This is a genomic window from Acinetobacter pseudolwoffii (genome assembly GCF_002803605.1).
Taxonomy (GTDB): domain Bacteria; phylum Pseudomonadota; class Gammaproteobacteria; order Pseudomonadales; family Moraxellaceae; genus Acinetobacter; species Acinetobacter pseudolwoffii.
This window is the reverse complement of record NZ_PHRG01000003.1, coordinates 301,402-313,640: the sequence shown is the minus strand read 5'-3', so window position 1 is coordinate 313,640 and position 12,239 is coordinate 301,402. Positions and strand designations below refer to the sequence as shown.

General features: G+C 47.4%; 10 protein-coding genes. 8 read left to right on the top strand and 2 right to left on the bottom strand.

Going from position 1 to position 12,239, the window contains the following annotated elements:
• Nucleotides 1–10: 10 nt before the first annotated feature.
• A complete protein-coding gene (gene aliB / locus CWI32_RS08410) occupies nt 11–1,168 on the top strand; it encodes a cyclohexanecarboxyl-CoA dehydrogenase (protein WP_100535101.1) in 1,158 nt (385 codons plus the stop codon).
• Between the two features lie 162 nt (nt 1,169–1,330).
• Entirely contained in the window at nt 1,331–2,986 is a 1,656-nt protein-coding gene (aliA, locus tag CWI32_RS08405; protein WP_100535100.1) for a cyclohexanecarboxylate-CoA ligase, read from the top strand.
• A gap of 97 nt (nt 2,987–3,083) precedes the next feature.
• On the opposite strand, the gene CWI32_RS08400 is transcribed toward aliA, so the two are convergent.
• Nucleotides 3,084–3,761 (bottom strand): type 1 glutamine amidotransferase domain-containing protein, encoded by a 678-nt coding sequence (locus CWI32_RS08400; protein WP_100535099.1) that lies wholly within the window; start codon nt 3,759–3,761, stop codon nt 3,084–3,086.
• A gap of 133 nt (nt 3,762–3,894) precedes the next feature.
• Nucleotides 3,895–4,779 (bottom strand): LysR family transcriptional regulator, encoded by an 885-nt coding sequence (locus tag CWI32_RS08395; RefSeq protein ID WP_100535098.1) that lies wholly within the window; start codon nt 4,777–4,779, stop codon nt 3,895–3,897.
• Nucleotides 4,780–4,955: 176 nt separating this feature from the next.
• Between CWI32_RS08395 and CWI32_RS08390 the strand changes: the two genes are divergently transcribed.
• The 6 genes from CWI32_RS08390 to CWI32_RS08365 all read left to right on the top strand — a co-directional run bounded on the left by CWI32_RS08390 (nt 4,956) and on the right by CWI32_RS08365 (nt 12,185).
• Nucleotides 4,956–6,485 (top strand): CoA-acylating methylmalonate-semialdehyde dehydrogenase, encoded by a 1,530-nt coding sequence (locus CWI32_RS08390; RefSeq protein ID WP_005170980.1) that lies wholly within the window; start codon nt 4,956–4,958, stop codon nt 6,483–6,485.
• An 11-nt stretch (nt 6,486–6,496) separates the two neighbouring features.
• Entirely contained in the window at nt 6,497–7,387 is an 891-nt protein-coding gene (gene mmsB, locus CWI32_RS08385; protein ID WP_100328641.1) for a 3-hydroxyisobutyrate dehydrogenase, read from the top strand.
• Between the two features lie 86 nt (nt 7,388–7,473).
• Entirely contained in the window at nt 7,474–9,123 is a 1,650-nt protein-coding gene (locus tag CWI32_RS08380; protein WP_100535097.1) for an AMP-binding protein, read from the top strand.
• Between the two features lie 59 nt (nt 9,124–9,182).
• Complete coding sequence (locus tag CWI32_RS08375; RefSeq protein ID WP_100535096.1) at nt 9,183–10,310, top strand: acyl-CoA dehydrogenase family protein; 1,128 nt, start codon at nt 9,183–9,185, stop codon at nt 10,308–10,310.
• A 19-nt stretch (nt 10,311–10,329) separates the two neighbouring features.
• Nucleotides 10,330–11,103 carry an enoyl-CoA hydratase gene (locus CWI32_RS08370; protein ID WP_005096874.1) on the top strand — a complete coding sequence of 258 codons (774 nt, stop codon included), beginning with the start codon at nt 10,330–10,332 and terminating at the stop codon, nt 11,101–11,103.
• Nucleotides 11,104–11,123: 20 nt separating this feature from the next.
• Nucleotides 11,124–12,185, top strand: a complete 1,062-nt coding sequence (locus CWI32_RS08365) for an enoyl-CoA hydratase/isomerase family protein (protein WP_005096872.1) — start codon at nt 11,124–11,126, stop codon at nt 12,183–12,185.
• Nucleotides 12,186–12,239 lie beyond the last annotated feature (54 nt).

Sequence of the window (12,239 nt, the reverse complement as noted above, 5' to 3'; positions counted from 1 at the left end):
AAGATACAGCATGACTAAAAATCCTTATATTACGGAAGACTTAGAGTTTTTAGCAGAAACTGCTGAAAAGTTTGCGCAAAAATATATTGCCCCCGGTTTTTTAGAACGCGATCAAAGTCGGGTGTTTGATCGTGATCTGGTCAAAAAAATGGGAGAGATGGGCTTTATTGCACCGGAACTTCCGGAACAATATGGCGGCCAAGGCATGGGACGTCTGGCAGCAGGCATTATTCATGAAGCGGTAGCCAAAGCGGATTTAAGTTTTTCCTATATCAATCTGCTCGCTTCGCTAAATGGCCAGATTCTGGCGGAACATGGTCAACCCGAAGTGGTTGAACCGTGGCTGAAGAAACTGACCGCCGGTGAAGCAATTTTTTCGATTGCCTTGACCGAGCCGCGTGGCGGTTCAGATGCTGCCAACCTGCGTTTAAAAATCGAACGTGACGGCGATGAATATATCATTAATGGCGAAAAGACTTCGATTTCGGCTGCCGATCAGGCCGATGCTTCGGTGGTGTTTGGCCGTACTGGTGCCCATGAGGACGGCGCACATGGCGTGACAGCACTTCTGGTTCCCATGAATTTATCTGGCATTAGCACCACGCGTTTTGACTGTCATGGGCAACGTGCCATTGGTCGCGGTTCAATCTTCTTTGATAATGTTCGCGTTCCGGTCAATCATCGCTTAGGTGATGAAAACAAAGGTTTTGTGCAGGTCATGCAAGGCTTTGACTTTTCACGTGCCTTGATTGGTTTACAGGTTCTGGCTGTTGCACGTGTCAGTCTGGATGAAGCCTGGGAATATGCGGCGCAACGTGAAGCCTTTGGTCAGCCCTTAACAGCACTTCAAGGCGTGTCGCATCCATTGGCCGAGTATGAAACTCAGGTAGAGGCCGCGCGTTTACTCTGTCTGCAAACCTTATGGCTCAAAGACAATCATCTGCCACATACTTCCGAAGCTGGAATGTGTAAATGGTGGGGGCCAAAACTGGCCTATGATGTGATTCATCAATGTTTACTGACCTTTGGTCATGCTGGTTATGACCGTGGTGTAATGGAACAGCGTATGCGAGATGTACTGGGCTTCCAGATTGGTGACGGAACAGCTCAGATCATGAAAACCATTATTGCGCGTAAAAAGGCCGGACGTAAAGCCGTTCCTGCCTGATGTAAACAGATCATGTGGGTGCGTGATCAATCGTGCAGATGATTCAAATAGAATTTTGTGTCATCTGCATCGCAGAATTTAGATCTGCAATGTTTGAGTTGATGACTAGTGTTCGGTCTGACCAAAAGAACAGGTAGATAATGATAAAATTGGAGTTATGGAATGGATTTCGATGCGGTTCTTTTACCCCCACGCCGGGAAAAAATGTTGCAACAAGGTTATTGGTTAAATAAGACCATTCTTCAATCATTGAATGAAGCTGTACATCAACATCCTGATAAAGTGGCCTTGGTCAGTTATAAAACTGAAGATCAGTCTGAAACAAGCTTTAGCTACCGGGAAATGCTGCATACAGCCAATAAAATCTCTTTGGGACTGAAGCGTTTAGGCGTGCAGAAACAGGATATCGTTTCTTGCCAGTTACCCAATTGGTGGGAGTTTACGCTATTGTATATTGCGTGTCGCCGGATTGGTGCCATCCTGAATCCGCTGATGCCGATTTTCCGAGAGCGTGAGCTTTCATTCATGCTGAAACATACGGAAAGTAAGGTCTTTATCGTACCGAAAGTATTTCGTAAGTTTGACCATGAAAAACTGGCCGATCAATTACAGAAAAATATTGAGAGCCTGGAACAGATTATTGTCGTCGGTGGTGAAGGCGAGAACAGTTTTGAAAACTTATTGCTTAACCACGGACTGGATCAAGATCCACAAATCCTGAATACCCTGAATGATGTCACCATCACAGCTGATGATATTGCTCAACTGGTGTTTACCTCCGGTACCACTGGCGAACCCAAAGGGGTGATGCATACTGCGAATACCTTATTTTCCAATATCGTGCCTTATGCCAAGCGTTTGCATTTAAACCAGAATGATGTGATTTTCATGGGATCACCGATGGCGCATCAAACCGGTTTTATGTATGGCCTGATTATGCCTGTGCTGTTAAAAGCCAAAGCGGTATTGCTGGATGTCTGGGAGGTCAATACGGCCATCGAGCTGATGCATAAGCATCAGGCGACTTTCACTATGGCTTCGACACCATTTTTAAATGACTTGTCTGAAGCGGTACTCAATAGTCACAAATCTTTAGATAGTCTGAAAATATTCCTGTGTGCCGGTGCACCTATTCCAAGCACGCTGGTGCAAAAAGCACGTCAAAACATCGGTGTGAAAGTGATTTCCGCTTGGGGGATGACCGAGTGTGGTGCGGTGACTACAACTCGTCCGGAAGATGATGATGAGCGTTCATTTAATACTGACGGTCTGCCGCTGCCTGGCGTTGAAGTCAAAGTGGTAGGCGATGATGGCGAGGAATTGGCACCACATCAATCCGGCACGCTAATGATCCGGAGCTGTTCGAATTTTGGTGGTTATCTGAAACGCCCACATTTAAACGAAACCAGTGAGGATGACTGGTTTGATACCGGTGATATTGCTTATGTAGATGAGCAGGGTTATATCCGGATTGCCGGGCGTAAAAAAGATGTGGTTATTCGCGGTGGTGAAAATATTCCGGTGGCCGAAGTTGAATCTTTGATCTATCTGCATCCAGATGTGGCAACCGTGGCCTTAATTCCTTATGCAGATGAACGACTGGGTGAAAAAGCCTGTGCCATTGTGAAGCTGAAAGAAGGTGCGCCGCACATGGCATTAAAGGATCTGGTCGATTTCCTGAAAGCCCATAATCTGGCAATCCAGTATATTCCGGAACGTTTAGAGGTCTGGGAAGAAATTCCGATGACCCCATCCGGGAAAATCCAGAAATTTAAACTTCGGGAACTGCTGGCTCAACATATTGCTTCCGCCAGTTAAATCTCATTTCTCTCAACATAAACTCCTGAAAAATCCATTCAGGAGTTTATTGGTTTTATTCCATTTAGACATCAACGATTAAGAGGGCGTTTAGCTGTTATTTCGCGAATTTCAGTAAGGCTTTTGCGGTTGCAGCAGAAGATGCCGGATTTTGTCCCGTAATCAATAAACCATCTTGCTGGACATGCACCTGCCAATCCTCCGCTTTAGAGTATTGGCCGCCATGTTCTTTCAGCATGTCTTCCACCAGAAAAGGTACAATATCCGTCAAGCCAACCGCATCTTCTTCGCTATTACTAAAACCGGTCACGGACTTGCCTTTGACCAGCGGCTGACCATTATGGCCTTTTACATGTCGTAGCACACCGGGTGCATGACAGACCAAAGCCACCGGTTTATTGGCCTGTAAACTTTGCTCGATCAGCGCAATTGAATCTCTGTCTTCGGCCAGATCCCATAAGGGTCCATGACCACCCGGATAAAATACCGCATCAAAATCGGCAATCGAAACTTCACTCAGCTTTCGGGTCTGAGACAGATCCTGCATCGCTGAGGTATCTGATTTAAAACGCTCGGTCGCTTTGGTCTGGGCATCCGCTTCATTACTTTTTGGATCTAACGGTGGCTGGCCACCTTTGGGAGAGGCCAAGGTGACTTCAGCACCTGCATCGACAAACGTATAATAAGGGGCGGCCAGTTCTTCCAGCCAGAAACCGGTTTTCTTGCCTGTGTCGCCCAAGCTGTCATGTGAGGTCAGCACGATCAGAATTTTCATATGATTTTCCTAAATTGTTCTAAAATTATTCGACTCATCGGCTGTTAATTTAACAAGGGTCTAGGGAAAATAATGTTGTGATACGTTCATTTGCTGTATCGATACGTGTTTAGCTCAAAGAAGTGATCTAAATCTAAGCGCCCATTAACAGCTCTTGCTGGACATCGGCCTGTTTGCGCAGAAAGTCCCAGACCAGTTTGATTTTTGGTTCATGCTGTAAATCGACCAGCGTGAGCATCCAGAAAGTATGGGTAAAATTCACCTGATCACTCAAGACTTCTTCCAGCTCAGTTTTATCATGCACCAGAAATCTCGGTAATATCGCCAGTCCGGCACCGGCACTGACCGCAATCTGCTGGGCCAGAATACTGTTACTGCGAAAACAGGCCGTCACTTGCAACGGCAAACGTTCCAGCGAATACAGGGCCGAGCTATAGACCAGATCATCAATATAATCGACAAAACGGTGCTGCTTGAGGTCTTCCAGTTTTTTAATTTGCGGATTTTTCTGTAAATAATGCTGACTGCCATACAGTTTTAGACAGTAATTCGACAGACGGGTAATGATATAGGGGCCCGATTTGGGCCGGTCAATCGCAATTACAATATCGGCTTCACGATGCGAAAGTTTGATCGCTTTCGGCACCGGAATCAGGTCAATGGTCAGTAAAGGGTAGTGCTGGGAGAACTCGGCCAGTAAGCGCGCTAAAAATGCCGTACCAAAACCTTCTGGTGCACCAATCCGCACCCGGCCTTGCAAGGGATCGTTGCGTTTGTCAATCTGGATAAAGGATTGTTCCATCAGTTCCACACGCGGCACCAATGCCAGACCTTCCGAGGTCAGCTCATACCCTGTCGCTTCGCGTTTAAACAGTTGAGTACCCAAGGTGTTTTCCAGCGCCTGAATCCGCCGTGCCACGGTACTGTGTTCCACCCCAATCAAGCGTGCTGCATTGGTGAGCGTTTTGGCACGTGCCAAAACCAAAAAGAAACGTAAATGATCCCAATCTACTTTCATCTTCTATTTAACATCCTGTTAAATCCCTGTGCATATTTGCACATCTATCGTGCATCAATTTCTATTGGTGGTCAAAGTGTTCTTTGTTAGTCTACTGAAACAGCGTAAAAATAATACGTTTAAAACAGCCAGTAAAGGCAGACACAACGACAATAACAAACCAGCACGGAGCGACCATGAACGCCATTCATCATCCACAGCAAAGTACCGGATTCACCACCGCAAAACTCCTCATTAATGGTGAATTTGTCGAATCAAAAACCAGTCATTGGCAAGATATTATCAACCCTGCCACTCAAGAAGTTTTGGGTCAGGTACCATTTGCAACTGCAGAAGAAGTCAATGCCGCGATTGCTGCCGCACAAAATGCCTTTGCCAGCTGGCGCCAAACCCCGATTCAGGCACGTATGCGGATTATGTTGAAGCTGCAGGATCTGATTCGTACTAACTTAAAAAGTATTGCCCAAGTATTAACGGCGGAACAGGGCAAAACCCTGGCTGATGCCGAAGGTGACATTCAGCGTGGCTTAGAAGTGGTGGAGCATGCCTGTTCTATTGGTTCACTACAAATGGGGGAATATGTTGAAGGTGTGGCACGTGGGGTCGATACCTATACCTTGCAGCAACCACTCGGTGTTTGTGCGGGAATTACGCCGTTTAACTTTCCGGCGATGATTCCACTGTGGATGTTCCCGATGGCGATTGTCTGCGGTAATACCTTTGTCTTAAAGCCCTCGGAACAGGATCCGCTATCGACCATGATGCTGGTGGAACTGGCAATTGAGGCAGGCGTACCTGCTGGTGTGCTGAATGTAGTGCATGGCGGTAAAGAAGTGGTGGATCTGCTGTGTACCCATCGTGACATCAAAGCCATTTCCTTTGTCGGTTCAACCGCTGTGGGTACGCATGTCTACAATCTGGCCGGCCAGCACGGTAAACGTGTACAGTCGATGATGGGCGCGAAAAACCATGTCGTGGTGATGCCGGATGCCAATAAAGAACAGACCTTAAATGCGTTGGTCGGTGCAGCATTTGGTGCAGCCGGTCAGCGTTGTATGGCGCTTTCGGTGGCCGTGATGGTCGGGGACACCAAGCACTGGGTCGATGAACTGGTGGCTAAAACCAAAACCTTAAAGGTGAATGCCGGGCATGAACCGAATACTGATGTTGGGCCAGTGATTTCGACCCGTGCCAAAGCCCGTGTCATAGACTTAATTAACAGTGGCGTTGAACAGGACGCTGAACTGCTGCTGGATGGCCGTGATGTAAATGTTCCGGGTTATGAAAAAGGCAATTTTGTCGGGCCAACGATTTTTAATCAGGTCACGACCGATATGCGCATTTATCAAGAAGAAGTCTTCGGTCCGGTACTGGCGATCATACATGTTGATACTTTAGAACAAGCGATTGAGCTGATTAATGCCAATCCATTCGGTAACGGCGTTGGACTCTTTACCCAAAATGGCAATACTGCACGCACATTCCAGCACCAGATTGATATCGGTCAGGTCGGTATTAACATTCCAATTCCTGTACCTGTGCCGTTCTTCAGCTTTACCGGTTCGCGTGGTTCAAAACTGGGGGATTTAGGTCCTTATGGCAAGCAGGCAGTGCAGTTCTATACCCAGACCAAAACCATTACCAGCCGCTGGTTTGAAGATGATCAGGAAACCACAGGTGTCAATACCACGATTAGCCTGCGCTAAGGAGCATCAGCATGAAGATTGCATTTATTGGTTTGGGCAACATGGGTGGCTCGATGGCGCAGAACCTGCTCAAGGCAGGGCATCAGGTTTTTGGTTATGACTTGAGTGAAGTCGCTTTACAGCATTTTGCCGAAGCGGGTGGTATCGTTTGTGACAGTCCACAAGCGGCCGCAAAACAGGCAGATTTTGTGGTCAGCATGTTACCTGCAGCCAAGCATGTACGTGAAGTTTATCTCGGTGAGCACGGTATTCTGAACGTGCTTCAGGCGGGCAGTTTGTGTGTCGACAGCAGTACCATTGACCCGCAAACCATTCAGGAAGTTGCTGCAGCAGCGCAGGCCAGACAGATTCGCGTCTGCGATGCGCCAGTCTCTGGCGGGACTTTGGGCGCCAAAGACGGTACCTTGACCTTTATGATGGGTGCAGACGATGCCACCTTTGAGGCCGTAAAACCGGTCCTTGGCTGTATGGGCAAAAATCTGGTGCATTGTGGTGCGGTGGGAACAGGACAGGTTGCAAAAATCTGTAATAACCTGATTCTGGGGATTTCCATGACTGCTGTTGCAGAAGGCATGGCACTTGGGGCCAAACTGGGAATTGATCCGCAAGCACTAGCCGGGGTAATCAATAGTTCCACCGGACGTTGCTGGAGTTCTGAAATCTATAATCCCTGGCCAGATATCTGTGCCAATGCGCCGTCATCACGGGGTTATACCGATGGTTTTGCAGCACAACTGATGCTTAAAGATTTGGGCCTGGCTGTCGATGCAGCGCAACAGGTGGACCAACCGGTGGTTCTGGGTAGCATGGTGCAGAAACTCTATCAACAGCTTTGTCAGGAAGGGGATGCGCATCTGGATTTTTCCAGCATCATGCATCAATACACCACGCCACCTGCTTAAAACTTAAGATATCCAGATGGAGCAAGGATTCGCTTCATCAACAATACCTTGTCAGTAATAACGATAAATTCAGGCTGAGGTTTAACATGTTAGATTATCAAAAAACAATTGAAAATTTTGATTTAGATGCAGTGGCAAAGCAGTATCTGTCCGGTTCGATGCAGGCGCTGAACGCCTGTTATGAATGCTGCGACCGCCATGCAGATTCCGATGCAATTGCTTTACACTGGTACGGTAAAGATGGCCGCAAAGAACAGTATAGTTTTCGCGAACTCAAGAAATATTCCAGCCAGTTTGCAAATTTCTTAAAATCTCAAGGCATTGGCAAAGGTGACCGCGTTTCCGGATTATTACCGCGGACTCCGGAGCTGATCATTACCATTTTAGCGACCTGGCGGATTGGTGCAGTGTATCAACCTTTATTTACGGCCTTTGGTCCCAAAGCTATTGAACATCGCATTCAGCTGGCGCAAAGCAAGCTGGTAGTGACTGATCTGGCGAATCGGGAGAAACTATCCAATCTTAGTGCTTGTCCCACGATCGTCACCGTACATGTTGAAACCGAGGCAGAGCGTTATCCACAGGACCTCAGTTTTTGGACGGTGTTAAACCGCCAGGCTGAAGGTTGTGAACTGGAAATGCTCAGTATCGATGAGCCATTTTTATTGATGTTTACCTCTGGAACCACTGGACCGGCCAAGCCCTTAAAAGTTCCACTTAAAGCCCTGATTGCTTTTGCTGGCTATATGCACAATGCCATCGGTCTAACCGAAGATGATGCTTTCTGGAATATTGCTGATCCGGGCTGGGCTTATGGTTTGTACTATGGGATTACCGGCCCGTTATTGCTCGGACACTCGACCCTGTTTTATGAGGGTGGTTTCAATGCCGAAAGTGTCTGCGACATTGTCAAGCAATATGGCATTACCAATCTGGCCGGTGCGCCGACCGCTTACCGCATGATGATGGCAGCAGATGCTGAACAGATGGCACAGCTACGGGGCAAGTTGCGCGTGGTCAGCAGTGCTGGAGAACCTTTAAACCCGGAAGTGATCCGCTGGTTTAAAGAGGTGCTGGATGTGCCAATTTATGACCATTATGGCCAGACTGAAGTCGGGATGGTGGTGTGTAATCATCATGCGCTACAACATCCGGTCCGTTCAGGTTCGGCAGGCTTTGCCAGCCCGGGTTACCGGATTGCAGTCGTCGATGAACAAGGTCATGAATTAACGGCTGACGTTCCGGGCGTCCTGGCAGTGGATATCAGTCAATCACCCATGATGTGGTTCTCGGGTTATGAAGAAAGCCGTAAATCGCCCTTTGTTGGACATTACTATTTAACCGGTGATACCGCGGAAATTCATGCTGATGGCAGTATGAGCTTTGTTGGACGTAGTGATGATGTCATTACCACCTCAGGCTATCGCGTGGGGCCATTTGATGTGGAAAGTGCCTTGCTGGAACATGATGCGGTAATCGAAGCCGCCGTCATTGGCGTGCCTGATCCTGAACGTACCGAAGTGATTAAAGCCTTTGTGATTCTGGCGAATAATTTTACAGCTTCATCTCATCTGGAAGAAGAGCTGGGTCAATTTGTGAAAAAGCGTTTGTCTGCGCATGCCTATCCGCGCTTGATTGAATTCGTCACAGAATTGCCAAAAACCCCGAGTGGCAAGATTCAGCGTTTCTTACTGCGTAATCAGGAAATCAACAAGCAGCAGGTAAAGACCGCATAACTAGCCAAAGCCAGCAGATTGAATAAAAATATTAAATAAAGAGATTGAAGGAAGCATCCATGCAATTTACGGAAGAGCAACAACTGATTCAGGATATGGCCAAAAGCTTCGCCCAGGAACAGATTAAACCCTTTGCCAGCGAGTGGGATCAAAAAGGCATCTTTCCCAAAGATGCCTTGGCCCAAATGGGAGAGCTGGGTTTTTTAGGCATGCTGATTCCAGAAGAGTGGGGCGGTTCAGGTACAGGCACGCTGGCTTATGTACTGGCCCTCGAAGAAGTGGCAGCGGCAGATGGTGCAACGTCCGCCATCATGAGCGTACACAACTCGGTGGGTTGTGTGCCGATTCTCAAGTTTGGAACGGAACAGCAAAAGCAGCAGTTTCTAAAACCTTTGGCTCAAGGGCAAATGATTGGTGCCTTCGCCCTGACCGAACCGCATACCGGATCGGATGCTGCAGCGATTAAAACCCGGGCCGTGAAAGATGGCGATCACTACATTATCAATGGCGCCAAACAGTTTATTACCTCGGGTCATAATGCCGGGATGATTATTGTCTTTGCCGTGACCGATCCAACTGCGGGAAAAAAAGGCATGAGTGCATTTTTAGTGCCGCGCGACACGCCCGGTTATGAAGTGATTCGGGTCGAAGAAAAACTCGGTCTGCATGCTTCGGATACCTGTCAGATTGCTTTAACCGATGTCCGCGTTCATGAAAGTTTAAGACTCGGTGCAGAAGGTGAAGGCTTAAAAATTGCCTTGGCCAATCTGGAAGGTGGACGGATCGGCATTGCCGCACAAGCAGTGGGTCTGGCCCGCGCTGCATTGGAAGAAGCGACTGTTTATGCACATGATCGCGTGGCCTTTGGCAAACCGATTTTTGAACAGCAGGCGATTTCGTTCAGGCTGGCCAGCATGGCCACCGAAATTGAAGCGGCGCGACAACTGGTCCATTTTGCTGCACGTAAAAAGGAAGCAGGTGAAAGCTGTTTAACCGAAGCCTCTATGGCCAAACTCTTTGCTTCGGAAATGGCAGAACGTGTCTGTTCCAAAGCGCTGCAGATTTTTGGCGGTTACGGTTATCTGAAAGACTTTCCGATTGAACGCATTTATCGCGATGCGCGTATTTGTCAGATTTATGAAGGCACCAGCGATATTCAGCGTCTGGTAATTGCACGTAGTTTATAATTTTAAAGGGATTTTTATCATGCAATGGCAAACTATTTTACTCGAACAGCGTAACGGGGTCGGGCTGATTACTTTAAATCGTCCACAAGCCTTAAATGCCTTGAATAATCAATTGATCGTTGAAGTGAATCAGGCGCTGGATCAGCTGGAAAAAGACCCGCAGATTGGCTGTATTGTCATCACTGGTTCGGAAAAAGCCTTTGCTGCAGGTGCAGATATCAAAGAAATGGCAGATCTGAATTTTCCGCAAATTTATCTGGATGATTTTTTCAGTCTGGCCGACCGGATTGCCCAGCGCCGTAAGCCCTTAATTGCTGCGGTGAGTGGCTATGCCTTGGGCGGTGGTTGTGAATTGGCCTTAATGTGCGATTTTATTTACTGCGCTGATAATGCAAAATTTGGTTTGCCTGAAGTCACTTTAGGGGTATTGCCCGGCATTGGCGGAACGCAACGTTTAACCTTGGCGATTGGTAAAGCCAAAGCCATGGAAATGTGTCTGACTGCACGTCACATGGGCGCGCAAGAAGCCGAGCAAAGTGGGTTAGTGGCACGTGTCTTTGCCAAAGAAGAGTTACTAGAACAAACTCTGCAAGCTGCCGAAAAAATTGCTGAAAAGTCGCTTACGGCCGTGATGATGATTAAAGAATCAATTAATCGGGCTTTTGAAGTCAGTCTGGCCGAAGGTCTACGCTTTGAACGACGGATATTCCATTCCATTTTTGCCGGTGCTGATCAAAAGGAAGGCATGCAGGCTTTTGTCGAAAAACGCCCAGCCAAATTCACCCATCAATAAAACAAAAATAGGAAAATAAAATGAGTGATGAAAATAATTTAGCGATTCGGGTACAAGGACGTTTAGGCATTATCAGCCTGGACCGCACCAGTCATTTAAATGCCTTAACCCTGCGGATGATTCAAGGGATTCAGTCACAACTAGATCAGTGGCGCCATGATCCAGCGGTGCAAGCGATTCTGATCAATTCTAACAGTCCCAAGGCATTCTGTGCCGGAGGAGACATCCGTTATCTGTATGACAGCTATCAGGCAGGCAATACCCAATATCAGGATTTTTTTGCCACTGAATATAGCATGCTGAGCACACTGCGCAATTTTCCAAAGGCTGTCATCGTGATGATGGATGGTTATGTTCTGGGCGGCGGCTTTGGTCTGGCTCAAGCCTGTCATATTAAAGTGAGCAGTGAAAAATCACGCTTTGCCATGCCAGAAACCGCGATTGGATTTTTCCCGGATGTGGGAGCCACCCACTTTCTCTCCCGACTGGATGATGTAGGCATTTATATGGCGTTGACAGGGGAGCAGATCAGCAGCAGTGATGCGCTATATCTGGATCTGGTCGATTATCATGTACCGAGTGAAAATTTTGCTGAACTGGAAACCGCATTGATTGCTGCACCGGTATTAAATCAGATTGAAATCCAGAAAATCATCAGTGCGTACATTACCCATCCGGTAGAAAGCGAGTTGCAAAAACGTGCAGATCTGATTAGTCAGCATTTTGGCCATCCAAACCTCGATGAGATCGAACAGAGTTTGGCACATGCAAGTAGTGCTACCGATCAGGAGTGGGCCAATAAAATGCTGGTCATCTTGCAGCAACGTCCAGTCATGGCCAAGCAAACGAGTCTGAAGTTACAGCAGGCAGGACAAAATTTATCGCTGGAAAAATGTATGCAACTGGAGCGAGATCTGCAGGATGTCTGGTTGGAGCAAGGCGACTTTATTGAAGGTGTACGTGCACTGATTATTGATAAAGATAAAAATCCACAATGGCAAACCGATAATTCGAAATTTGAAAAAACGCTGGAAAAACTCTGGCCGGTTTGGACTCAACAGCGCGTAGAAAATACATATTAAAGATTCAGATTAAAAACCCTCTCATACGCAGTAATGAGAGGGTTTTTCGCCGAG

What these genes read in the sequence shown, in the direction of transcription:
- aliB (WP_100535101.1), top strand. Translation starts at nt 11, where the DNA reads ATGACTAAAAATCCTTATATTACGGAAGACTTAGAGTTTTTAGCAGAA.
- aliA (WP_100535100.1), top strand. Translation starts at nt 1,331, where the DNA reads ATGGATTTCGATGCGGTTCTTTTACCCCCACGCCGGGAAAAAATGTTG.
- CWI32_RS08400 (WP_100535099.1), bottom strand. Translation starts at nt 3,761, where the DNA reads ATGAAAATTCTGATCGTGCTGACCTCACATGACAGCTTGGGCGACACA.
- CWI32_RS08395 (WP_100535098.1), bottom strand. Translation starts at nt 4,779, where the DNA reads ATGAAAGTAGATTGGGATCATTTACGTTTCTTTTTGGTTTTGGCACGT.
- CWI32_RS08390 (WP_005170980.1), top strand. Translation starts at nt 4,956, where the DNA reads ATGAACGCCATTCATCATCCACAGCAAAGTACCGGATTCACCACCGCA.
- mmsB (WP_100328641.1), top strand. Translation starts at nt 6,497, where the DNA reads ATGAAGATTGCATTTATTGGTTTGGGCAACATGGGTGGCTCGATGGCG.
- CWI32_RS08380 (WP_100535097.1), top strand. Translation starts at nt 7,474, where the DNA reads ATGTTAGATTATCAAAAAACAATTGAAAATTTTGATTTAGATGCAGTG.
- CWI32_RS08375 (WP_100535096.1), top strand. Translation starts at nt 9,183, where the DNA reads ATGCAATTTACGGAAGAGCAACAACTGATTCAGGATATGGCCAAAAGC.
- CWI32_RS08370 (WP_005096874.1), top strand. Translation starts at nt 10,330, where the DNA reads ATGCAATGGCAAACTATTTTACTCGAACAGCGTAACGGGGTCGGGCTG.
- CWI32_RS08365 (WP_005096872.1), top strand. Translation starts at nt 11,124, where the DNA reads ATGAGTGATGAAAATAATTTAGCGATTCGGGTACAAGGACGTTTAGGC.